Annotated in this window: 21 protein-coding genes; 16 read left to right on the top strand and 5 right to left on the bottom strand. The window is 38.2% G+C overall.

The annotated features are described in order from the left end of the window. Positions 1–100: 100 nt before the first annotated feature. Positions 101–898: a rhamnogalacturonan acetylesterase gene (locus DLJ74_RS17970; RefSeq protein ID WP_245902383.1), complete on the bottom strand. Its 798-nt coding sequence runs from the start codon at positions 896–898 to the stop codon at positions 101–103. A gap of 232 nt (positions 899–1,130) precedes the next feature. Here DLJ74_RS17970 and DLJ74_RS17965 point away from each other — a divergent pair, with 232 nt between their 5' ends. Further along, positions 1,131–2,297, top strand: a complete 1,167-nt coding sequence (locus DLJ74_RS17965) for a TraB/GumN family protein (protein WP_109985502.1) — start codon at positions 1,131–1,133, stop codon at positions 2,295–2,297. 36 nt (positions 2,298–2,333) lie between these two features. On the opposite strand, the gene DLJ74_RS17960 is transcribed toward DLJ74_RS17965, so the two are convergent. Then, entirely contained in the window at positions 2,334–3,218 is an 885-nt protein-coding gene (locus DLJ74_RS17960) for a TIGR01777 family oxidoreductase (protein WP_109985511.1), read from the bottom strand. 128 nt (positions 3,219–3,346) lie between these two features. Here DLJ74_RS17960 and DLJ74_RS17955 point away from each other — a divergent pair, with 128 nt between their 5' ends. The 9 genes from DLJ74_RS17955 to phnE (DLJ74_RS17915) all read left to right on the top strand — a co-directional run bounded on the left by DLJ74_RS17955 (position 3,347) and on the right by phnE (DLJ74_RS17915) (position 12,937). Continuing rightward, positions 3,347–3,913, top strand: a complete 567-nt coding sequence (locus tag DLJ74_RS17955) for a cysteine hydrolase family protein (RefSeq protein ID WP_054788094.1) — start codon at positions 3,347–3,349, stop codon at positions 3,911–3,913. A gap of 1 nt (position 3,914) precedes the next feature. After that, positions 3,915–5,378 (top strand): nicotinate phosphoribosyltransferase, encoded by a 1,464-nt coding sequence (locus DLJ74_RS17950; RefSeq protein WP_054788095.1) that lies wholly within the window; start codon positions 3,915–3,917, stop codon positions 5,376–5,378. A gap of 13 nt (positions 5,379–5,391) precedes the next feature. Continuing rightward, complete coding sequence (gene nadE / locus DLJ74_RS17945) at positions 5,392–6,219, top strand: ammonia-dependent NAD(+) synthetase (RefSeq protein WP_109985501.1); 828 nt, start codon at positions 5,392–5,394, stop codon at positions 6,217–6,219. Positions 6,220–6,423: 204 nt separating this feature from the next. Next, positions 6,424–7,407: a ring-cleaving dioxygenase gene (locus tag DLJ74_RS17940; RefSeq protein WP_109985500.1), complete on the top strand. Its 984-nt coding sequence runs from the start codon at positions 6,424–6,426 to the stop codon at positions 7,405–7,407. A 190-nt stretch (positions 7,408–7,597) separates the two neighbouring features. After that, a complete protein-coding gene (locus DLJ74_RS17935; protein ID WP_245902382.1) occupies positions 7,598–9,226 on the top strand; it encodes an Ig domain protein group 2 domain protein in 1,629 nt (542 codons plus the stop codon). A gap of 154 nt (positions 9,227–9,380) precedes the next feature. Further along, positions 9,381–10,433, top strand: a complete 1,053-nt coding sequence (locus DLJ74_RS17930) for a phosphate/phosphite/phosphonate ABC transporter substrate-binding protein (RefSeq protein WP_109985498.1) — start codon at positions 9,381–9,383, stop codon at positions 10,431–10,433. A 93-nt stretch (positions 10,434–10,526) separates the two neighbouring features. Next, complete coding sequence (gene phnC, locus DLJ74_RS17925) at positions 10,527–11,306, top strand: phosphonate ABC transporter ATP-binding protein (RefSeq protein ID WP_109985497.1); 780 nt, start codon at positions 10,527–10,529, stop codon at positions 11,304–11,306. After that, complete coding sequence (gene phnE / locus DLJ74_RS17920) at positions 11,299–12,114, top strand: phosphonate ABC transporter, permease protein PhnE (RefSeq protein ID WP_109985496.1); 816 nt, start codon at positions 11,299–11,301, stop codon at positions 12,112–12,114. The genes phnC and phnE (DLJ74_RS17920) overlap by 8 nt, the downstream gene beginning before the upstream one ends. Before the next feature lie 16 nt (positions 12,115–12,130). After that, complete coding sequence (phnE, locus tag DLJ74_RS17915) at positions 12,131–12,937, top strand: phosphonate ABC transporter, permease protein PhnE (protein WP_109985495.1); 807 nt, start codon at positions 12,131–12,133, stop codon at positions 12,935–12,937. Positions 12,938–13,155: 218 nt separating this feature from the next. Here phnE (DLJ74_RS17915) and DLJ74_RS17910 read toward each other — a convergent pair whose 3' ends face one another. After that, positions 13,156–14,187, bottom strand: coding sequence for a glycoside hydrolase family 11 protein (locus DLJ74_RS17910; RefSeq protein WP_425454601.1), 1,032 nt, complete (start codon positions 14,185–14,187; stop codon positions 13,156–13,158). A 327-nt stretch (positions 14,188–14,514) separates the two neighbouring features. Between DLJ74_RS17910 and DLJ74_RS17905 the strand changes: the two genes are divergently transcribed. The 6 genes from DLJ74_RS17905 to DLJ74_RS17880 all read left to right on the top strand — a co-directional run bounded on the left by DLJ74_RS17905 (position 14,515) and on the right by DLJ74_RS17880 (position 19,679). After that, positions 14,515–15,279 (top strand): IclR family transcriptional regulator, encoded by a 765-nt coding sequence (locus DLJ74_RS17905; protein WP_109985493.1) that lies wholly within the window; start codon positions 14,515–14,517, stop codon positions 15,277–15,279. Positions 15,280–15,297: 18 nt separating this feature from the next. Next, on the top strand, positions 15,298–16,446 hold the full coding sequence (dgoD, locus tag DLJ74_RS17900; RefSeq protein WP_109985492.1) for a galactonate dehydratase: 1,149 nt from the start codon (positions 15,298–15,300) through the stop codon (positions 16,444–16,446). Between the two features lie 16 nt (positions 16,447–16,462). Then, entirely contained in the window at positions 16,463–17,416 is a 954-nt protein-coding gene (locus DLJ74_RS17895) for a sugar kinase (protein WP_109985491.1), read from the top strand. 16 nt (positions 17,417–17,432) lie between these two features. Beyond that, positions 17,433–18,080, top strand: a complete 648-nt coding sequence (locus DLJ74_RS17890; protein ID WP_109985490.1) for a bifunctional 4-hydroxy-2-oxoglutarate aldolase/2-dehydro-3-deoxy-phosphogluconate aldolase — start codon at positions 17,433–17,435, stop codon at positions 18,078–18,080. A gap of 104 nt (positions 18,081–18,184) precedes the next feature. Beyond that, complete coding sequence (locus DLJ74_RS17885) at positions 18,185–18,787, top strand: hypothetical protein (RefSeq protein ID WP_109985489.1); 603 nt, start codon at positions 18,185–18,187, stop codon at positions 18,785–18,787. Between the two features lie 145 nt (positions 18,788–18,932). Then, the gene (locus DLJ74_RS17880) at positions 18,933–19,679 is read left to right on the top strand and encodes an aminoglycoside phosphotransferase family protein (RefSeq protein WP_109985488.1); all 747 of its coding nucleotides are present in this window, start codon (positions 18,933–18,935) and stop codon (positions 19,677–19,679) included. 164 nt (positions 19,680–19,843) lie between these two features. Here DLJ74_RS17880 and DLJ74_RS17875 read toward each other — a convergent pair whose 3' ends face one another. Both DLJ74_RS17875 and DLJ74_RS17870 read right to left on the bottom strand, forming a co-directional pair. Next, entirely contained in the window at positions 19,844–21,202 is a 1,359-nt protein-coding gene (locus DLJ74_RS17875) for an MFS transporter (protein WP_219987240.1), read from the bottom strand. Continuing rightward, positions 21,183–21,668, bottom strand: a complete 486-nt coding sequence (locus DLJ74_RS17870) for a MarR family winged helix-turn-helix transcriptional regulator (RefSeq protein ID WP_054860378.1) — start codon at positions 21,666–21,668, stop codon at positions 21,183–21,185. The genes DLJ74_RS17875 and DLJ74_RS17870 overlap by 20 nt, the downstream gene beginning before the upstream one ends. Between the last annotated feature and the right edge of the window lie 206 nt (positions 21,669–21,874).

Below are 21,874 nucleotides of genomic sequence, written 5' to 3'. Positions count from 1 at the left end.
AAAAGCCATGCATGGAAACCATACATGGCACAAAATATTTTGTTTATTTACCTGTCTACTTGACAGGGGGCAGTTCACATTGGGAAACCTTTTTTCGGCTTCAGTTTAAATGACTATAAAGGCCCTTTAATTTTAAACGTTCAATCTCTTCCACGACTAGTTGAGCTATCTCGGTTGCTCCTGTTTTACGAAAATGTGTGCTGTCTTGTACGCCTTCTGAATAATTAGGGCTTTCGTCTTCTTCCAGCCACATAAAAAGATCTTTACTTTCCTCCGGGCCTAACTGATTATATAATTCCGTTGTCTTTTCTGTCATGTGAAGTACTGGTACATTTTCCTCTTGGGCAAGCTCCTTCATTGCTTTTGGGTAATCGCCATGTGAAGGAATAAACGTTCCATCCTCAGAAAAGGTTCTTCTTTCCACAGGTGTAAGAAGTATAGGGAGGGCTCCTTGTTCCCTTGCTCCATCAATGTATTGCTTTAAATAGCTTTTATAAGTGGTAGAAGGATCTGTATATAGAGAAGGCTTGTCTTCCTTTGCATCATTGTGGCCAAATTGTATAAAGAGGTAATCCCCCTTTTGTATTTCAGAAAGAATTTCATCCAATCTTCCTTCCGCGATAAAGCTTTTAGAGCTTCTTCCTGATGCCGCTTTATTGATCACCTCAATCTTTTTATCGAAAAGAGGATCTAATACTTGTCCCCAACCTGTTCTAGGGGCACGCTCCTCTGTATAGTTTGAAGCTGTAGAATCTCCTGCAATATAAATCCATGTCTGATTTTCTTCTCTTTTTTTATTACTAGAGGATGAATTAACCGTTATAATACCGATACTAAATACGAAAATGATGGAGAACAGTACAATCATGGAGAGTTTTCGTCTTTTACCATCAACCATTTTTTCTTTCCTTTCTATCATAGAAGTCATAGGCTTAGCTTAACTAATTCCGAAGCAAACATACTGAATAAACTGTCCACTTTTCCAGTGATTAATATATCATTAAGTTTGTCTTCTGCATAGAGATTTTTTAGTTATTTTCAATAATGTAGGTAAAGGAAATTAGTATGTTTTCTTTAGTAGTTACTATATAATGAAAAGTATAATTTCTATAAAAAGGCAGGAATTATTGATGACAGATCAAAATATTACAAGAATTGAGTTAGATGGGAAGGAATACATATTAATTGGTACTGCACATGTATCGAAGCAAAGTGCAGAGCAGGTGAAGGAAGTTATTCAGAAGGAAATGCCCGATTCTGTTTGTATCGAACTGGATAAACAAAGATATGAATCAGTTGTCCATGATAGTAAGTGGCAAAAGATGGACATCTTCCAAGTTATTAAAGAAAAAAAAGCATCCTTGCTTTTAATGAACCTTGCGATATCCTCCTTTCAGAAGCGGATGGCTAAGCAATTTGGGATAAAACCAGGACAAGAGATGATACAAGGAATCGAGTCAGCGGAAGAAATCGGTGCAGAGCTAGTATTAGCCGATCGTAATATTCAGATAACCTTTTCACGAATTTGGGGAAGCATCGGCTTTAAAGGAAAAATGATGTTACTCACTCAAGTAATTGGTGGTGTTTTCTCAAAGGAAACTATTACAGAAGAAGAGCTTGAGAAAATGAAAACACAGGATTCGATTGATAGTGTCCTTAGTGAGTTCACAGAAGCTTTTCCTCGATTGAAAAAACCGCTTATTGATGAGCGTGATCAATATCTTGCACAAAAAATTAAAAAAGCTCCAGGAAAGAGAATTGTAGCAGTACTAGGTGCTGCCCATGTTCCAGGTATTACAAAGGAAATTAGAAAAGAGCATGATCTAAAAGCACTGACAAAGGTTCCACCAAAGTCAAAAGCGCCTAAAATTATAGGGTGGTCCATTCCTCTTCTGATCATCGCTTTAATTGTATACACCTTTATAGCAAATCCGGTTGCTGGATGGCAGCAGGTATTGAGCTGGCTCATATGGAATGGCGGTTTATCTGCACTTGGCGTTATTATTGCGCTTGGTCACCCTTTGGCAGTCTTAACCGCCTTGATTGCTGCACCAATTACTTCATTGAATCCATTGATGGCAGCAGGGTGGTTCGCTGGTTTTGCTCAAGCTTACCTCAAGCGTCCGCAGGTGTCCGATTTCGAGTCACTTTCAGAGGATGCTGTAACAGTGAAGGGCTTTTGGAATAACAAAGTAACACGAATCTTATTAGTGATTGTTTTTGCTAATATCGGTAGTGGTTTAGGAACTTTTATAGCAGGAACAGATATTATAAGGTTGTTTTTCAACAATTTATAAAAAAGGTGGTTAGAGGATGGACAAGTAGCCCATCCTCTATAAAATATCCTCCAAGGTTTCTTGGATAGTTGGATAATGAAAACTGTATCCTGCCTTCTCTAGCCTATCTGGTAAGACCCAGCGACTTTTTAAAATAAGCTCTGTTTCTGTTCTAATAAAAATGGCACCAAGTTCTAACAGTGGCGCTGGAGCAGGTAATCCTAATGGTCGATTTAACTTCCTTCTTAATTCCTTCATCAAAATATAATTTGGTATCGGGTTCGGTGCTGAGCAGTTAAATATGCCAGACAAATCCTCTCTATCCTTTAAAAAAAGGATGATGTTCCATATATCCTCAATATGAATCCAACTGAACATCTGTCTACCATTTCCTTGAATCCCTCCAAGGCCAAATGTTACTAAATTTTTATAAGGTGTCATTACCCCACCATCAGGACCGAGTACGATTGCTATTCTAAGTGCAACTTGTCTTGTGTTCGGCAAAGAAAATTGAAAAAAGGCATTTTCCCACTTTTTTGCAACATCGACAGAAAAACCTACTCCGATTTCTCCATCCTTCTCCGTCATTGGTTTATCCTCTGCATGACGATAGATTGTAGCAGTGCTTGAGTTTATCCATAATTTCGGTGGATGCTCACATTTACTGATTGCATCTCCTAATAATTTTGTTGTTCCTGTTCTAGATGTCAGAATTTCTTGTTTGTTTTTCTCATTATAACGGCAGTTTACCGATTTTCCAGCTAAATTAATTACCAGTTCAGCATGATTGAGAGCTTGTAACATTCCTTCTTGATCGTTCCATGTTATAGCAGGTGGCTTTCGTGAAATGATAGCGACATCGTAGCCTAAATCTAGGAACTTCTCTCTCAGATAAGCTCCTATGAAGCCTGATCCACCTGTGATTACTACTTTCTTTTTCAATGGGATCACCTCACACTTTTTCCTCATCCTAACATATAAGCACCCATTTGTTGACAAAAACTCTGAAAATTGTGTGAAATTTTGATATAATGGGAAAACCAATAAGTAAGAATCTAAGGGGGAGCAGAATGGCAAAGCGTGCACTTATCAATGTTGATTATACGGTTGATTTTATAGCATCTAATGGTGCTTTAACATGTGGGGAGCCTGGACAAGCAATCGAAGCGAAAATAACAGAAATTACGAAATCGTTTATGGACCAAAAGGATCTTACTATATTTGCTGTGGATGTCCATGAAGAAGGCGACCCTTACCATCCAGAAACGAATCTGTTTCCGCCACATAATATCAGGAGAACAAAAGGAAGAGATTTATACGGAAGCTTGAAAGCTGTTTATGAAGCAAATAAGCAACAAAATCATGTATACTATATAGATAAAACGAGATATTCAGCTTTCGCTGGAACTAATCTGGAGCTTTTACTTCGCGAAAGAGGGATAAAAGAGCTACACTTAATTGGGGTATGTACCGATATTTGTATTTTACATACAGCAGTGGATGCTTATAATAAAGGGTTTGACATGGTAATTTACCAAGATGCTGTTGCCTCCTTTAATCAAGCAGGACATGAATGGGCACTTGGTCATTTTGCACAAACACTAGGAGCAAAAGTGAAGGAATTTGGAGGAAACTGAGATGACATATGAAGACGATAGCTTGATGCTGCATACTGATTTGTATCAAGTAAACATGGCAGAAACCTATTGGAGAGATGGAATGGCAGAGAATAAAGCAGTTTTTGAGCTCTATTTTCGCAAACTGCCTTTTGACAATGGTTATGCTGTTTTTGCAGGATTAGATCGGGTATTGGATTTTATTCATAATTTTGGTTTTACCGAAAGTGATTTGACTTACTTAAAAGAGATTGGCGGCTATGATGACGACTTTCTAGAGTATTTACGCAATATGCGCTTTAGTGGTACGATACGTTCTATGAAAGAGGGGGAAGTTGTTTTTGCCAATGAGCCTCTTATGCGCATAGAAGCACCACTGGCAGAAGCACAATTAATCGAGACACCTTTATTGAACATTGTGAATTATCAAACATTGATTGCGACAAAAGCTGCTAGGATTAAATATGTTGTTGGTGATAGTGTTGTGATGGAATTTGGTACAAGAAGAGCTCATGAAATGGATGCTGCCATTTGGGGAACCCGTGCCGCTTATATCGGTGGTTTTTCTGCAACAAGCAATGTCCGAGCAGGAAAGCTATTTGGCATACCGATAGCAGGGACACATGCCCATTCTATGGTACAGGCATATCGCAGTGATTATGAAGCATTTAAAAAATATGCGAGCACCCATTATGATTGTGTCTTCTTGGTAGATACTTATGACACACTTCGTTCTGGTGTTCCTAATGCCATCCGTGTAGCGAAGGAATTCGGTGATAAAATAAATTTTAAAGGTATCCGTTTAGATAGTGGAGATATGGCATATTTATCTAAGAAAGCCCGTAAAATGTTGGATGCTGCTGGATTTAAAGATGCAGAGATTATCGCATCAAACGATTTAGATGAATATACAATTTTAAACCTACAGGCACAGGGAGCTAAAATTGATATCTATGGAATAGGAACAAAGCTAATTACTGCTTACGATCAAGCAGCCCTTGGGGGAGTATACAAGCTTGTTTCGATCGAAGAGAATGAAGAAATGGTGGATACGATTAAGATTTCGGCTAATCCCGAAAAGGTGACTACACCTGGTAGTAAACGTGTTTATCGCATTATTAATAATGAAAATGGCCACTCTGAAGGGGATTATATTGCTTTAGAAGATGAGAATCCCCAGGAAGAGCCGAGGCTGAAGATGTTTCACCCTGTCCATACCTATATTAGTAAGTTTGTGACGAATTTCACAGCGAAGGATTTACATCAGGATGTGGTAGTAGATGGGGAAATTTGCTATGAGTCACCTAGTCTTCAGGAAATTCAAAATTACACAACGGAAAATATGAATCTCTTATGGGAAGAGTATAAGCGAACAATGAAGCCTGAGGAATATCCTGTTGATTTGAGTGAAAAATGCTGGGAAAATAAAATGAACCTGATAAAAGCAATCAAACAACGTGTTAAAGATATGGTGAAATCAGAATAAAGGAGTGTATCACATGCGTCCATTGCAAAAGGAAATTATCCAAAAACTAAAAGTACAACCAGAAATTGATCCGCAAGAAGAGTTTCGCCGAAGTGTCGATTTCGTAAAAGATTATCTGTCAAAGTATTCTTTTTTGAAAAGTGTTGTATTGGGGATTTCTGGAGGTCAGGATTCGACGTTAGCAGGTTATATTTGCCAAACAGCAGTTAATGAGTTAAATGAGGAAAACGGAAAGAATGATTATCAATTTATTGCAGTGAGGCTTCCGTATGGGGAACAAGCGGATGAAGAAGATTGTTTGGATGCTTTGGCTTTTATTCAACCGAGTAAAACAGTTCGCGTAAACATTAAAGCAGCAGTAGATGCGAGTGAGGAAGCAGTGGAAAAAGAAATCGGTCCACTAAGTGATTTTGTAAAAGGAAATACAAAGGCAAGAGAACGTATGAAGGTACAGTATGATATTGCTGCATCTCTTAACGGTGTAGTAGCTGGGACTGATCATGCAGCCGAAGCAGTGACTGGCTTTTTCACCAAGTATGGAGATGGAGCGGCAGACATTATTCCATTATATCGTCTTACTAAGCGACAAGGGAAAGCAATCTTAAAAATGCTTGGTTGTCCAGAACATTTATACTTAAAAACGCCGACAGCAGATTTGGAAAGTGATAAGCCGATGCTTCCTGATGAAGTTGCATTAGGAGTAAGCTATGAAGCGATAGATAACTATCTAGAAGGCAAACCAGTTAGCGATCAAGATGCCGAAACGATTGAGGACTGGTATATGAAAACAAGGCATAAAAGAGAAGAGCCAATTTCTGTTTTTGATAATTGGTGGAAGTAAAACATGAGGCTACCCTAAACATTTCTTTTTATAGGATGGGAAGGATAGCCTTTCTGTCTATATAGAATACAAACTAATTGACCTAATCAAGATCCTATGTTATATTTATCTTGAATTCGAGATAAATGAATTTCCATCATTGGGGTCTTTCGAACGATTAGCAATGGTAAATTTCAAAAACATCGAAACTAGGGGATGAATCAGATGAATGGTTTAAAAGGGGTACACCATGTTACAGCCATTACGAGTAGTGCAGAAAAAAATTATCAATTTTTCACGTATGTTCTAGGGATGCGTTTAGTGAAGAAAACCGTTAATCAAGACGATATCCAAACCTATCATTTATTCTTTGCGGATGATAAAGGTAATCCAGGTACAGATATGACGTTTTTCGATTTTCCAGGCATCCCAAAAGGAACACATGGAACGAATGAGATCTATAAAACATCTTTTCGAGTACCAAGTGATGCAGCGATAGAATATTGGAAAAAACGCTTCGATCGATTAGAAGTAAAACATACTGGGATTAAAGAACAATTCAACAGAAAGACATTATCCTTTGTAGACTTTGATGATCAACAATATCAGTTAATATCAGATGAAAACAACATTGGGGTCGACTCAGGGATCCCATGGCAAGATGGACCGATTCCGTTAGAATACGCCATCACTGGCTTGGGTCCAATTTTTGTTCGGATACAGGATTTTGCCTATTTTAAACAAGTGATGGAAAAGGTATTACAATTTGAAGAAATCGAACAAGAAGATTCCTTCCATTTATTTGAAGTGGGAGAAGGTGGAAATGGAGCAAGAGTTATTGTCGAAGAAAACGTCGTATTACCAATGGCCCAGCAAGGGTACGGAACGGTACACCATGCCGCATTTCGTGTAGATAACAAAGAAACATTGTTAGAATGGGATAAACATTATCGGCAATTTGGTTTTCAAACATCAGGCTTTGTTGATCGCTTTTTCTTCCAATCTCTTTATACAAGGGTAGCTCCACAGATTTTATTCGAGCTTGCCACAGATGGCCCAGGATTTATGGGTGATGAGGATTACGAGACACTCGGGGAGAGGCTTTCCCTACCACCATTTTTAGAGGATAAAAGAGAACAGATTGAAGGCATGGTACGCCACATTGACACGGTTAGAAGTACAATGACAATCGAAAAGGAATACGAGTAATTGGAATTGAAGAGACTTTCTTCCTACTATGGAGGAAAGTCTTTTTACATATCTTAAAAGTATGCTTAATTTCAAAAATTTTACAAAGAGTTAACAGAGCTTCAATAGGAATAAAATAATTATATGCTAACTTTAAAAAGGAAGTGATGGTGGTGAGCTTGAAATTAAATTTTCTGAAAGGATGAAGAAGATGAGAAGAAAGTTAGTTTCATTAGGCCTTGTGTTTCTATTTAGTTGGTTACTAGCTCCAAGTTTAAGTGCGGAGGGTCCACTTGATCCAGCTCCAGAAATATTACCATCCCAAACGGCAAATGGTAAGTCTGTCTTGTTCGATAATACTCATGGGCAAACAGCGGGCGCAGCAGATTGGGTGATAGATGGCGCTTTTTCAGATTTTGCCGATGCGATTGCAGAGGAAGGATATTATGTAACGGAATTAAGAAAAGAAGGCAGGTTTACTTTAGATGATATAGATGATTATGAAGTATTTGTTATCCCCGAAGCTAATATTCCCTTTTCAACCAGTGAGCAGGAGGCAATGCTAGATTATGTCCATCAGGGTGGAAGTATTTTTTTCATCGCTGATCATTACAATGCCGATCGAAATAAGAATAGATGGGATTCCTCTGAAGCGTTTAACGGGTACCGTCGAGGTGCATGGCAGGATCCAGCCAAGGGGATGAGTTCAGAAGAAGCAAATTCTTTTTATATGCAAGATGTAGAAAGCTCTGATTGGTTATCCGATAACTTTGGGTTCAGAATTCGTTACAATTCACTAGGAAATGTATATTCCGATCTAGTTGTAGAACCTTCTCAAGCATTTGATATTACCGAAGGTGTCGGAACGATGACCATGCACGCAGGCTCTACTGTAGCGATTACTGATTCGGATAAAGCCAAAGGTATCGTGTATATCGAAGAAACGAATGAGGCTTGGTCACATGCGGTAGACCAAGGTGTTTATAATGGTGGTGGGATAGAAGAAGGACCATATGTTGCTATCTCTAAATCAAATCTAGGAAAAGTCGCGGTGATAGGCGATTCTTCACCAGTAGAAGACATTACGCCGAAGTATAAGCGAGAAGAAACTGGTGGAACGAAGAAAACATATGATGGATTTTATGACCAAGATAATCATATTTTACTTGTCAATCTTATCAATTGGTTGGCCGTACAGGAAAACTACACCTCCTTAGATCAGGTGAATGGTTTGGAATTGGATCAAGAAACCGAATTGTTAGCATTAGAGAATCCTGTGACATCTACTGAACCTCAATCCGAGCCATGGAGTCTACCAGAGCCTGATTACGATTGGTGGGATCGCTCAACCTTTGACCCAGGATCCTATGGATATGAAGGGGCGGAAGATAGTGATCCTATTGAGAATGATGCAATGGAAAACTTTGAAAGCGGAAGTAAAGGAGCCTATGCAGCAGGTACAGTTAGCTTATCCTCAGGATCTTGGTATTTTGATAATGCCCTGCTAGGAGACCTTTCCAGTGATAAGAAAAATGGTACGCAAGCAGCAAGAATTAGGGTAGAAGGTTCTATTGAAATGAATTTTGACGTGGATAGCGCATCAAGTATATCTTTATCCCATGCTAATTTTGGCAATGATAGTGGTACCAAATGGTCTATCCAAAAGTCAACAAATGGTGGAGCTTCGTGGTCAACAATTGGAGGGCCTTATCATAGCGGTAGCTCTTTAGCAACGAAAGATATAACAGTTAATGAAGGAAACCCTGTTCGTTTTCGGCTTCTTGTAGAAGGTGTATCTGGTGAACGAATTAATATTGACAATTGGGAGATTCATCCTTAATCGGGTTAGATGGACAAGAAATAGGAATGCTCTGCATCGGGTATTCCTATTTCTATTATTTACAAAAATTTTACAAAAATAAGGTTATTTCTTAATATTTGCAATTTAAGATGGTATTGTCTAGGAAATATGGATGACTTGAGGGGGATAAAAATTGAAAAAGCTATGGTTAATCGTGATCGCCTTGTTGCTTTCAATACTAGTTGCATGTGGTGACACAGAAGAAGGCTCTGCGAAAGAAAAAGAAACGGATGGAGAAGGTTCTAATGAAAAAATAGATACACTTTCGATTGGCTTTGTACCATCAAGAGAGCCAGACGAAATCATTACCGCAACAGAACCATTAAAGGATTTATTGAAAGAAGAGATGGCAACACAGGGTTATGAGATTGGCGAAGTAGATATTTCAGTAGGTACCAATTATGAGGCAGTTGGGGAAGCTCTTTCAGCAGGTACAACAGATATTGGCTTAATTCCTGGTGGTACATATGTGCTTTATGATGATGGTGCGGAAGTAATATTAACTGCAACTCGAGCAGGTTTAAATAATGATTCAGACAATGCCAAGGATTGGAATGATAATAAACCGACAGAAGCGGTAGAGGATCAAGTAACCTATTATCGCGCACTTATGATTGCAGGCCCTTCCGAAAAAGGACAAGCATTAGCGGAAAAAGTAAACAATGGAGAAGAGCTTTCATTTGAAGATGTGAACAGTGCTTCCTGGGCAGTCATGTCCTCTTCTTCACCAGCAGGATATATTTATCCATCGCTTTGGCTACGTGAGAAGTTTGATAAGACGATTGCAGATTTAGATAATGCTGTTCAAGTAGATTCCTATGGGAGTGCATTTGCCCGTTTAGCGAAAGGACAAATTGATGTGATGGTCACTTATGCAGACGCTAGAAGAGATAATGCAGAAGCATGGGAAGATGAATTTGGAGGAAAAGCATCCATTTGGGATGAAACGAATGTAATTGGTGTGACACCAGGAATTTATAATGACACCGTGAGTGTGAGCAAGAATTCAGAAAAGATGACAGATGAATTGAAAGCAGCCATTCAACAGGCATTTATTAATATCGCCAAAACGGATGAAGGTAAAGAAGTTATTTCTATCTATAACCATGAAGGCTATCAAGAAGCAGAGTCATCGGATTATGATAATGAGCGAGAAGCACAAGAGATTGTGCAAAGCTTAAATTAAAGAGCATTGCAAGCATGAGAACATCGTTTTGATGTTCTCATTTTCTACCTTTCAAGAACGAAGGAAGCTTTCAAACAAGAATGGAGAATCACAATGATTGAATTTAAAAATGTTGAAAAAAAGTATCCCAATAATGTGAAAGCATTAGAAGATATTAATATACAAATTCCAAAAGGAGAATTTGTTGCTGTTATTGGTTTATCAGGAGCAGGTAAATCAACACTTATACGTTGTATTAATCGAATGCATGATATCACTCGTGGAAAACTGATCGTTGATGGCATCGATATAGGTAAACTAAGAGGATATGAGATTCGTAAGTTTCGTCAGCGAATAGGAATGATCTTTCAATCCTTTAATCTCGTGACACGAATTTCGGTGCTGAAAAATGTGTTAGTATCATTAGTGCCAGAACTGTCTGCCTGGCGTAAGGTGACAGGTATCTTCTCCAGAGAGCACAAAATAAAGGCGCTAACAGCATTGGAGCAGGTCGGAATCTTGGATAAAGCATTTGTAAGAGTGGACCAATTATCAGGGGGGCAGCAGCAACGGGTAGCGCTTGCTAGAACATTGGCACAGAATCCTGAGATTATTCTCGCAGATGAACCGATCGCCTCCCTTGATCCTGTGACCTCTAAGCAAGTTATGAACGATTTTAAAAGGATCAATGAAGAAATGGGTATAACGGTTATTATGAACATTCATCATGTCGAAATTGCTCTGGAGTATGCGCATAGAATACTTGGGGTCCGAGACGGCAGAATTGTATACGATGGTAGTGCGAAAGATGTTACAGAGGAAGTGTTAGATCATATTTACAAAGGTCGAGAAGACGTAATGAAAGAAGTGGAAGGGGAAAAAGTTTATGTATGACAAAATTTTCCCTCCGAAAAAAATTGTACTAGCTAGTGGTAGTGTAGTGAAGGAAAAGAGATCACGAACTCCTATTATTCTAGTATTAGTCATTGTTGGATTGATCTTATCTTTTCGATTTACTAATTTTGATTTCCAGCAATTAATGAGTAGATGGTATGAGTTTTTTGTGATCATCGGGGATATGATTCCACCTAAATGGGAGTACTTCCCAAGCTTATGGCAACCATTATTAGACACAATTAAAATGTCCATTCTCGGCTCTTTTTTGGGCGCAGTGGTAGCTGTTCCCGTCGCATTTCTAGCATCTACGAATATTATTAAAGCTAAAATCATCACTATGATCACGAAGGTCTTTTTAAGCATATTAAGAACAATGCCTACATTAGTATCCGCATTAATCGCCACCTTTATTTTTGGATTAGGCACACTTGCTGGTACTGTCGCTATTTTTCTATTCACACTAGCATATGTCGGTAAGCTACTCTATGAACAAATCGAAAATGCTAGCATGGAGGCATTTGAAGCAATGGAGTCTATTGGAATGAATAAGCTCCAGGCGTTTCGATATGCTATTTTTCCTCAGATTCTACCAAACTATTTATCTACCTCATTGTTTTGCTTTGAGGGAAATGTGCGTTATGCGGCTATTTTAGGATATGTAGGTGCTGGTGGGATTGGTTTATTGCTAAACGAGGGATTAGGCTGGCGGGATTATGCAAGTGTTGGCATGATTTTATTGATGCTAGCGATCACGGTTTTTCTCATTGAAACAATCAGTGAGCATTTTAGGAAAAAGCTAACGTAAAAGGAGTCTTTCATACATGAATTTAGTCGAAAAACAATTATATCATGCCCCGAGAAACAATCGCTATATCTTGCTGATTTCTGCTGTTTTAGTAGTTCTATTTGCGTGGTCCATTACTGCTGTTAATATAGAAAATCTTGAACAAAGTGGAATGTCCATTGCAGGAAGTATATTAAAAGGAATTATTAGCCCAGATCTTGATTTGTTATTAGCAACAGGAACTCAAGGAGTAGCTTATTTATTAGTCGAAACCATTGCGATAGCATTTCTTGGAACCATCATTGGATCAATTCTAGCCATTCCACTTGCCTTTTTCTCTGCATCCAATGTTGTTCCAAAACCAGTTGCCTTTATCACAAGATTGCTACTTATTTTTATACGAACAGTCCCTGCATTGGTCTATGGTCTAATGTTTATTCGTGTAACAGGCCCAGGCCCTTTTGCCGGTGTTTTAACGATCGCCGTCATTTCAATTGGAATGCTTGCAAAGCTATATGTGGACGCTATTGAGGATTTGGACACAAGTATTTTTGAATCGATGACATCCATTGGTTGTACAACCTTTGAAAAAATTCGATATGGCATCATTCCACAGCTATTCTCCGTGTTTCTTTCGATCATGATTTATCGATTTGATATGAATTTACGAGAAGCGTCTATATTAGGTTTAGTAGGTGCCGGCGGTATTGGTGCACCACTTATTTTTGCAATGAATGCCTATAGATGGAATGAAGTAGGATCGATTTTAATTGGATTGGTTGTGCTCATCTTAATTGTTGAGCTTACATCTAATAAAATCCGAACAAAATTAGTGAGAGGGTAAAATGATACATCAATAGAGGGGAAGCTCGTATCTATTGATGTTTCTTATTATACTCGCTTATCATTTAGAGATGCTATCCCGCCACTTTCTAAGCTTTGTCCGCCAATTTATTTAGTATATCCGCCACTTTCCTTTGCATTCCCGCCACTATACTCCGTTTTCTCGCCACTTCTAATGAAAAAGATCCCAGCGAGGACTTCCTCACTGGGAGTCTCCTATTAATGGATCTCTAAATAATCGACATAGGCGTCCCATTCCCCATTATCGGATGTTACGACAAGCTCCACTTCTTGATTTCCGGTTCCATGACTAACATTGTCAATGGTATAAACAGCGGGATAACCGTCACCAAAATAAAAGGTTCCTTTATACACTCCTCCTATTAGAAGGTCTACTTCGGCCATATTTGAGTGATTGGATGAGGCCCCACGTAAGGAGAAGCTATGGGTATTGCTTTGGAAATATTGCGTATATTTTACGGAATCATTGTTAGCATATAAAGCGACTCCATTGAATGGTGAGTTAATGTTACCGGTATATTGACCACTTTTAGTCATATTTTCTGCTTCCACCCTCGTAGTATTGCCAGAACCATCGTCACCACCGCCACCGGAGTTCCCGCCGATTGTTAATGTATTACGGTAGACATCCGCACTACCACTACTTTGATAGCCTTCAACGGTAAGGGCAACTTCATACATTTTCCCCATTTCCATACCTAAGCTTTCCCACTTTTTAAAGTGTTCACTAACAGAGATCGTTCCACTAGTTCGTTTCGTTCTTCGTACACTCCAATATTGTTGGAAAGTTCTAGTACCCTTAATAGAAGGCTGATTGACGCGTGTGGTTTCATAGATATCGTAGGTACCTCCGTCAACCGTAATCGTACCTTTAGAAGTTCCACCTGGTGGACGCCAGCTTCCCCAGCTGTCGACAATATAATATTCTACAAGCGGATCCACCGTCCATCCATATACAGTTAAATATGAATTTCCGTTCGGTTGATAGTTCGCACCATAATTTATGGAGATGTTTCCTATTTGCTGATGTGTCTGAGTCTCATCGAATTTTTTCCCTTTTCGGAATAATATATTATTAATATTACTCCACTCGGCACTGAACGTACCACCACTATTAAGTGTCATACTTCCGTAGCCACCATCATCCTTCCAAAATTCATAATCATAGCCATCATGTGTGCCTGTTTCATTGCTCGTAATCGCAGCATGTACATTTGATGCAGGAAACATCAGAGCTAAACAAAATAATGTGGCGAAAAATAATCTTGTCTTATTTCGCATTAATCTAATATCCTCCTTTGTTAGATAGTATAAGCTGATTTAAGCCTCCTTTCTTGTTTTTGAAAGCGTTTTAATAACGCTCAACGCCATCATAACAAAGATAGAGTGCAATTTTTACCATAGAAACTATATCTATTACTTAAAAAATTTTAGTTCAAGATAAAATTGAAACCACTTCCAATTTTATCTTGACGAACATTTCTCTTTTTTATAAACTATAATTGTTCCAAATAAAAGAATATCGTTCCGTATAATGGAATAAAAGGAGAAGCAAAAATGGCCCAAGTACAATCTGTTGAACGAACATTATCGATATTAGAGTTCTTAGCTGAGCACCCAGAAGGGTTAGGGATTACAGAGCTTTCAAGGAAAATGGAGCTTGCTAAAAGCACGGCACACAGACTTCTAAGTACACTAGTTAATAGGGGCTATGTAGAACAAAAAGAGGAAAATGGTGACTATCGTCTTGGGATTCAGTGTTTAGTAATCGCTAGCTCTCTCTTGAATAATCTAGATATTCGCTCTGTGGCAAAGGAAGCACTACATACATTAGCAAGAAGCTCAGGAGAAGTGGTCCATCTTTGTATGCAGGATCAATATGAAGTCGTTTACATTGATAAAGTGGAGAGTGAGCAAACACTACGAATGTATTCCCAAATTGGCAGAAGAGCATTTATGCATTGCACAGGTGTAGGTAAAGCACTACTTTCTGGCATAAGTAAAGAAGAAGTCGATAAAATGATCGAAGAAAAAGGTCTACCTAAATTTACAGAGAATACGATTACTGACAAAGAAGCATTATTCAAAGAATTAAAGCTTATTCGTGAAATAGGCTACGCCGTGGATGAACAAGAGCATGAGAAAGGTATCCGTTGTATCGCAGCACCTGTTTTTGATCATAACGGCAAAGCAGTAGCCGCGATCAGTATTGCTGGTCCTGCTGAAAGAGTAACGGAAGAAAGAGTGAAAGAAGAATTAGCAAAAGAAATAGTAGACCAAAGCTTAGCCATTTCAAAACAATTAGGGTTTTTCAAGCATTAACAGAAAGGGGAAAAATGAATGAAGATTACAAAACTTAAGACATTTTTAGTAGAGCCGAGATGGTGTTTTGTCAAAATCGAAACAGATGAAGGGTTAGTTGGCTGGGGAGAACCAGTTGTGGAAGGACGGGCTGCTACTGTCGAAACGGCTGTCCAGGAATTAGCTGAGTACCTTGTAGGAAAAGATCCTCTTCGAATTGAAGATCATTGGAATGTCATGTACCGTTCCGGTTTTTATCGGGGTGGTCCCATCCTAATGAGTGCTATTGCAGGGATAGACCAAGCTTTATGGGATATAAAAGGGAAATATTTCAATGCACCAATCTATCAACTGCTTGGTGGAGCATGTCGTGATTCGATTCGGGTTTATTCATGGATTGGTGGTGACAGGCCAAGTGATGTAGGAAAAGCAGCGAAAGTAATGGTGGATGCAGGCTTTACAGCCGTTAAAATGAATGGAACAGAAGAATTACAATATATTGATTCTTATGAAAAAATTGATCAGGCTATCGCTCGCATAGCATCTGTCCGGGAAGCGGTTGGAGATTATATTGGTATAGGCATTGATTTTCACGGTAGGGTTCATAAATCAATGGCAAAAATTTTAGCAAAGGAATTAGAAGCCTATCGACCAATGTTTATTGAAGAACCAGTCTTACCAGAAAATAATGAAGCACTCCGGGAAATTGCCAATCAAACAAGCATTCCGATTGCAACAGGTGAACGAATGTACTCAAGATGGGACTACAAAAAGCTACTTGCTGATGGATATGTTGATATTATTCAGCCAGACTTATCTCATGCAGGTGGAATAACTGAATGTAAAAAGATTGCTTCGATGGCTGAGGCATATGATGTCGCTGTTGCCCCGCATTGTCCATTAGGGCCGATTGCCTTAGCTGCTTGTCTGCAAATGGATGCAACCGCTCACAATGCTTTCATTCAAGAACAGAGTCTTGGAATTCACTATAATCAAGGGAGTGATTTACTAGATTATATTATGGATCGTTCTGTGTTCGATTATCAGGATGGGCATGTGAAAATCCCGCAAGGTCCTGGATTAGGTATAGAAATTAATGAGGATAAAGTAAAAGAAATGGCAGAAAAAGGACATTTTTGGAGAAATCCAGTCTGGCGTCATCAAGATGGTACTGTAGCAGAATGGTAAAAGGAGGCTACCTAAAATGGATGTGGTAACACTTGGAGAAACGATGGTTTTGTTTACACCAGAGTCTAGTGGTCTATTAAGATATGCCAACACTTTTTCGAAAAAGATAGGAGGAGCAGAATCCAATTTTGCGATAGGACTATCGAGACTTGGCTATCAAACAGGCTGGATTAGTAAAGTAGGTAACGATGAATTTGGAAAAGCCATCCTTTCTTTTCTAAAAGGAGAATGCGTCGATGTTTCTCACGTTCACACGGATGAAAGTGCGCCAACAGGTATCTATTTTAAAGAATTTCGCAACAGTGCGAATGTAAGGGTGCAATATTATCGAAGTGGATCTGCTGCTAGCAAGATGGCACCATCAGATATAGATGAGAATTATATCGCAAAAGCAAAATATTTACACATTACTGGAATTACACCAGCGCTAAGTACGAGTTGCTATCAAGCTATAAAGGAAGCGATACGTATAGCAAAAAGTAAGGATTTGCAAGTTGTTTTTGACCCTAATCTTAGAGAAAAACTTTGGCCAAGTAAAGAGAAGGCCCAACAGGTAATGCTAGAGATTGCGGCAGAAGCAGATATTATTTTGCCAGGTTTAAGTGAAGCTACCTATCTTTTTGGAGAAAAGGGACCTGATCAATTGGCTAAATGCTTCTTAGACTTAGGTGCCGAAACGGTCATATTAAAAGCTGGAAAAGAAGGAACCTACTATTACACAGCGGAGCAGTCAGGATTTGTGGAATCTTTTTCAGTAGATCAGGTGGTGGACCCTGTCGGTGCAGGTGATGGATTTGCTGCAGGCTTTATTTCAGGGCTCTTAGATGAGTTACCCTTAATGAAAGCAGTGAAAAGAGGGAATGCGGTAGGTGCGATGGTTACGATGGTAAATGGAGATGTAGAAGGCTTGCCAGAAAAGGATGAAATCGAGCATTTTATTCAACCAAATAAAGAAGACGTTAGTCGATAATGAGGAGGAAATAGATTTGAGTGTATTGCAAAATATTTACGACAATGGATTAGTAGGAATTATTCGTGGTGTCCAGCCAGATGATATTTTAGATGTCGCCAAATCTCTTCATCAAGGTGGGATTCATACATTAGAAATCACTGCTGACACCCCACGTATTTTACAAGTAATCGAACAGCTTCGGGAGGAATTACCTGAAGAAGTGATCGTTGGAGCAGGAACCGTATTAGATGCAGAGACGGCAAGAGCAGTGATTATGGCAGGGGCACAGTTTGTCTTTTCTCCAACAGTGAATATTGATATGATTCAAATGACAAAAAGGTATGGAGTCGTTAGTATTCCAGGTGCATTGACTCCAACTGAAATTTTAACAGCCTATGAAGCGGGTGGAGATGTGATTAAAGTGTTCCCAGCACGTTCAGCAGGACCAAATTATATTAAAGATGTGAACGGCCCATTATCGCATATCCCATTAATGCCAACTGGTGGGATTAATCTTGATAATATTATGGACTATTTTCAAGCAGGAGCGGTTGCTGCAGGGCTTGGTGGTTCATTAGTACAAGCAAAAAAGAAATATACCGAAACAGATCTAGCAGAATTGACAGAAAAAGCAAAAGCATATGTCGAGAAAGTGAAAGCGTTCCAAATTAATGTACAATAAAGAAAACGTCCTATAAAATTAAAACGACAAGCAACATGAAGTAGTTACAAATACTTACATGTTGCTTTTCTTTACACCTATAAAATCGAGTAGGAGATGGAAAAATGAGACGAATGCGATTTGCACCACCAACGGACCATTATGATGAACGATTAGAAAAAATCGATGAGCAAATATGTAATTTAATGAAAGAACGGAAAATCCTTTCTAATAATAATCCTGGTTTTCCAAGAGCATCCCTAATCACTGAATGGTCACAAAAATATAATTTCTATGAAGATTTCCTTCGTAGTATTTTTTCACAACTTCTAGATGAAGAGGTTTATAAACCAACGGTAAAGCCTAGAGGTTTTATGAAAAATATACCAATATTAAAATTATTTGAAAAAGATCAGATACTATATACTGTCACAGTAATAAGTCAATTTGAAAATGCTAGTATTGTTCGTCTTAACATTGATAGAATGCCAGATGATGTTATGTCAGATATGGATCGGGAGGAACACTTATATTATAGGCTTTCCATAGATGCAGAAGGAAAGTATTATGATTGTAGATGGGAAGGAGGTTCAGGTTCAGGAGAACACTTCTCGTATACTTACATTGTAGCACCAGCTTTACCAGACGATCATTCTAGCTATCAATTCGTTTTTACAGAATGTAAGACACCTTACGATAAAGCAACTGGTTTTGAGTTTAGGTTATAGAAAAGTAAGAAAGAATGTCCCCCACCTAAAAATAATGGGAATGTTCTTAGAGAAGCGGGTTATTAACTGTAGGACACTCGAAATCTCGGGCTAATCTAGCAAATTTTATGTATTAGTAAATGTTCTTAAAAGGGGAGAGAACGGAATGATTCTAGGTGCTCCAATAGCTAAGGGTAATACGGCAGATATTTATCTTTATAACAATAAAATCGTAAAAGTTTTCAATGACTATCTGCCTGATTCGGAAGCTTTTTATGAAGCAAGTAAGCAAGAATATGCCTTTTCCTGTGGACTCTCTGTTCCCAAAGTATACAGTGTTACGAAAATAGGTGGAAAACAAGCTATTATAATGGAATATATTGAGGGTAAAACATTAGCGGATTTATATTTTGAAAACAAAGAACATGCCGAATACTATCTAGATATTTCTGTCGATGTACAACTAAAAATTCATAGCATTATTCCAGAAACAATCGAACCCATGGTGAAAAAATTACATCATCAAATCGAGGGTGCACCTATTTTGGCAAAAAGACAAAAGTCATATTTAATAGAAAAATTAGACTCCATGATTTTTGAAACACGGCTTTGCCATGGAGATTTCCACTTATTTAATTTGATTATGACAGATAACAAAATTTCCATTATAGATTGGGTTGACTCAAGCGCAGGAGATATTCATGCAGATATTTATCGCACATATCTACTATATTCCCAATTATCATTGGAATTAGCTGAAATGTATTTGCGACTCTATTGTGAAAAAAGTGGTCTATTAAAATCTGATGTTTTCCAATGGGCCCCAATTATAGCCGGAGCTAGGTTATTTGAATCAGTGGAAACAGAGAGTAAGGATCGGCTGATGGCGATTATAAACAAATACTGTCCTTAATCCCTTAAATTAAAATCTTTTCCGAGATTACAATAATCTATCATAATTAGAAGGTTTCCCTCATGTGATAACAGAAATAGAAGGCTTCTAATCACTTCTATTTCTGTTAGAGTAAAACTAGCGATTAGAGCTAACATTACAAGTCTCCTGTGAGTGAGGAAATATTATACGTTAGATTTATGATGTCTAGTAATATATGCAAACGACACACCAATTAATATACTAATAAAAGTGAATATTAGAAAAAGATTACTATATAAAGCAGCGTTATTTGAATATTCAAATGGTAGCAAACTAGTGAAATTAGAATCCTGTTCAAGAAACGCTCCAATCATACTTGTTGCAGCAGCACCAGCTATAAAATTAAACATTGAGAAAAAGCCCATTCCTATTCCAACGGAGTTCTGTGGCAATGTCATGGAAATTGAATTGGATAAAGCAACACGAATAAAAGTCGCTCCTACATTGCCAAAGATTAAAATTGTCATAATCCATATGGGGTCAATCTCCACGAATACAGAGATAAGTACATAACAACAGAAAAGTAATCCAACTGACAGATAGAATAGAAACTGATTACCTTTTTTATCAGCTAATTTCCCTCCTCTTTTTCCGAGTAGTGCAGCAATGATTGCGGATGGAAACAATACAAGACCTATTGAGAGTTGAGATAGTTGATATACGTCATTTAACAGTAACGGTGTAGCGAACGTTAGAGCAAATAAAAGTGAAGCGGCAAAAAATGTAATAATAAGCATCAAAGAATATGCTTTATTTTTAAATAATTTAAAATTAACAAAAGGATTGCTATGATTGTAAATGTGAATTATGAAGAAGGTAAGAAGTATTGTTGCAAAAATGAAGTAGACTAAATTTGTTTGTGTAATAGCTAAAAGAAAGAGTGCAACGGTTACACCCAATAATCCAGCACCAATATAATCGAGTTTTAGTCCTTTCTTAGAGGTTTTCGGCAAGTATTTTTTGAAGTAAGGAAGACTAATTAATGGGAATAGTGATAAGGTAAAAAGTACGCGCCAATTACTAAATTCTGAAACAACACCTGAAATAATAGGTCCAAGGGCTGTCCCTAATGCCATACCAATAGCAATCGTACCAAGTGCTTTTCCGCGTTCCTTTTCTGGGAAAAAGCGTGTTGGAATGACCATTGACATGGTAGGTATGACGGAGGCACCGGATGCTTGGAGAATACGACTCACAATGACCATTCTAAAATCAATGGCGAATATTCCTATTATTGATCCGAAAGCTAACAACAACAAGCCATAGGTCAGTAATCGACTAAGTGAGTAATAATCAGCTAACTTCCCATATACTACTGTACCAATAGCATAAACCACCATATAGGAAGACAGAACCCAACTGACATCAGCTGAAGTTAGTGAGAATTCATCTCGAATGGTAGGTAAAGCAACATTGAATATAAATGCATTCATTACAGAAAAAATTAGGATAAACACAAGCACCCTCAACAACCTTCTTTTTTCATTCATTTGGAGTTCCATCATTATCATTCCTTTCTGTAGAATGCTTCTTCTCATTTGCTTCAATGGCATGATGTGCAGCTTGATTTAGTAATGTAAGCAAGCTTGCTTTTTCTGATGTCGACATCTCTTTAGTGAGAATATCTGTCCATTGTCCCAGAATATCTATAATTTGTTGTCGGATATTCAAGGCCTTTTCGGTTACATATACAAGGTTTTGACGGCGATCCTGCTTGCTTGGGTGTCGTATTATATAACCCTCTAGTTCAAGTTTCTGAATAGCACGTGTTGCTGTAGCTTTATCAACATACAGTCGCTGTGCCAAATCATATTGTGTCACACCATCACGCTGATATAACAGCATCAAAAAATGCATTTGGCTTGAACCAATTCCAAATTGCTGAAGATTTCTGCTAATGTACATCTCTGAATAACGATTAATCGTACTAATTAATTTACCTACTGATTGAATCTGAGGCTTCGACATAAGATCCCTCCTTATTAGTTGCATACGCAACTTTTTATAATTATAGTACAATTTAGTTGCGTATGCAACTATTTTTCGAGTATGGTGGATGGAAAAATTTATTCGTTGCAAAACTAGTAGATGGATACATTTTAAACTGAAGAAGATTAAGTAATGAGGGTAGTGATAAGTAGCATTCGATAACAATGTCTAAAAAGGAGGGCCAT

Origin of the sequence: Gracilibacillus dipsosauri (assembly GCF_003176895.1) — a bacterium.
GTDB classification, from domain to species: domain Bacteria; phylum Bacillota; class Bacilli; order Bacillales; family Amphibacillaceae; genus Gracilibacillus; species Gracilibacillus dipsosauri.
Note: the sequence above shows the minus strand (reverse complement) of the source record. Positions and strands in the feature narration are given on the sequence as shown.

Coding starts and splice junctions, on each gene's coding strand:
- DLJ74_RS17935 (WP_245902382.1), top strand. CDS start 7,598: ATGAGAAGAAAGTTAGTTTCATTAGGCCTTGTGTTTCTATTTAGTTGG.
- DLJ74_RS17970 (WP_245902383.1), bottom strand. CDS start 898: ATGGTTGATGGTAAAAGACGAAAACTCTCCATGATTGTACTGTTCTCC.
- phnC (WP_109985497.1), top strand. CDS start 10,527: ATGATTGAATTTAAAAATGTTGAAAAAAAGTATCCCAATAATGTGAAA.
- DLJ74_RS17950 (WP_054788095.1), top strand. CDS start 3,915: ATGACATATGAAGACGATAGCTTGATGCTGCATACTGATTTGTATCAA.
- DLJ74_RS17885 (WP_109985489.1), top strand. CDS start 18,185: ATGAGACGAATGCGATTTGCACCACCAACGGACCATTATGATGAACGA.
- DLJ74_RS17870 (WP_054860378.1), bottom strand. CDS start 21,668: ATGTCGAAGCCTCAGATTCAATCAGTAGGTAAATTAATTAGTACGATT.
- DLJ74_RS17905 (WP_109985493.1), top strand. CDS start 14,515: ATGGCCCAAGTACAATCTGTTGAACGAACATTATCGATATTAGAGTTC.
- DLJ74_RS17895 (WP_109985491.1), top strand. CDS start 16,463: ATGGATGTGGTAACACTTGGAGAAACGATGGTTTTGTTTACACCAGAG.
- DLJ74_RS17955 (WP_054788094.1), top strand. CDS start 3,347: ATGGCAAAGCGTGCACTTATCAATGTTGATTATACGGTTGATTTTATA.
- DLJ74_RS17875 (WP_219987240.1), bottom strand. CDS start 21,202: ATGGAACTCCAAATGAATGAAAAAAGAAGGTTGTTGAGGGTGCTTGTG.
- dgoD (WP_109985492.1), top strand. CDS start 15,298: ATGAAGATTACAAAACTTAAGACATTTTTAGTAGAGCCGAGATGGTGT.
- phnE (WP_109985496.1), top strand. CDS start 11,299: ATGTATGACAAAATTTTCCCTCCGAAAAAAATTGTACTAGCTAGTGGT.
- nadE (WP_109985501.1), top strand. CDS start 5,392: ATGCGTCCATTGCAAAAGGAAATTATCCAAAAACTAAAAGTACAACCA.
- DLJ74_RS17880 (WP_109985488.1), top strand. CDS start 18,933: ATGATTCTAGGTGCTCCAATAGCTAAGGGTAATACGGCAGATATTTAT.
- phnE (WP_109985495.1), top strand. CDS start 12,131: ATGAATTTAGTCGAAAAACAATTATATCATGCCCCGAGAAACAATCGC.
- DLJ74_RS17940 (WP_109985500.1), top strand. CDS start 6,424: ATGAATGGTTTAAAAGGGGTACACCATGTTACAGCCATTACGAGTAGT.
- DLJ74_RS17910 (WP_425454601.1), bottom strand. CDS start 14,187: ATGTTTCCTGCATCAAATGTACATGCTGCGATTACGAGCAATGAAACA.
- DLJ74_RS17965 (WP_109985502.1), top strand. CDS start 1,131: ATGACAGATCAAAATATTACAAGAATTGAGTTAGATGGGAAGGAATAC.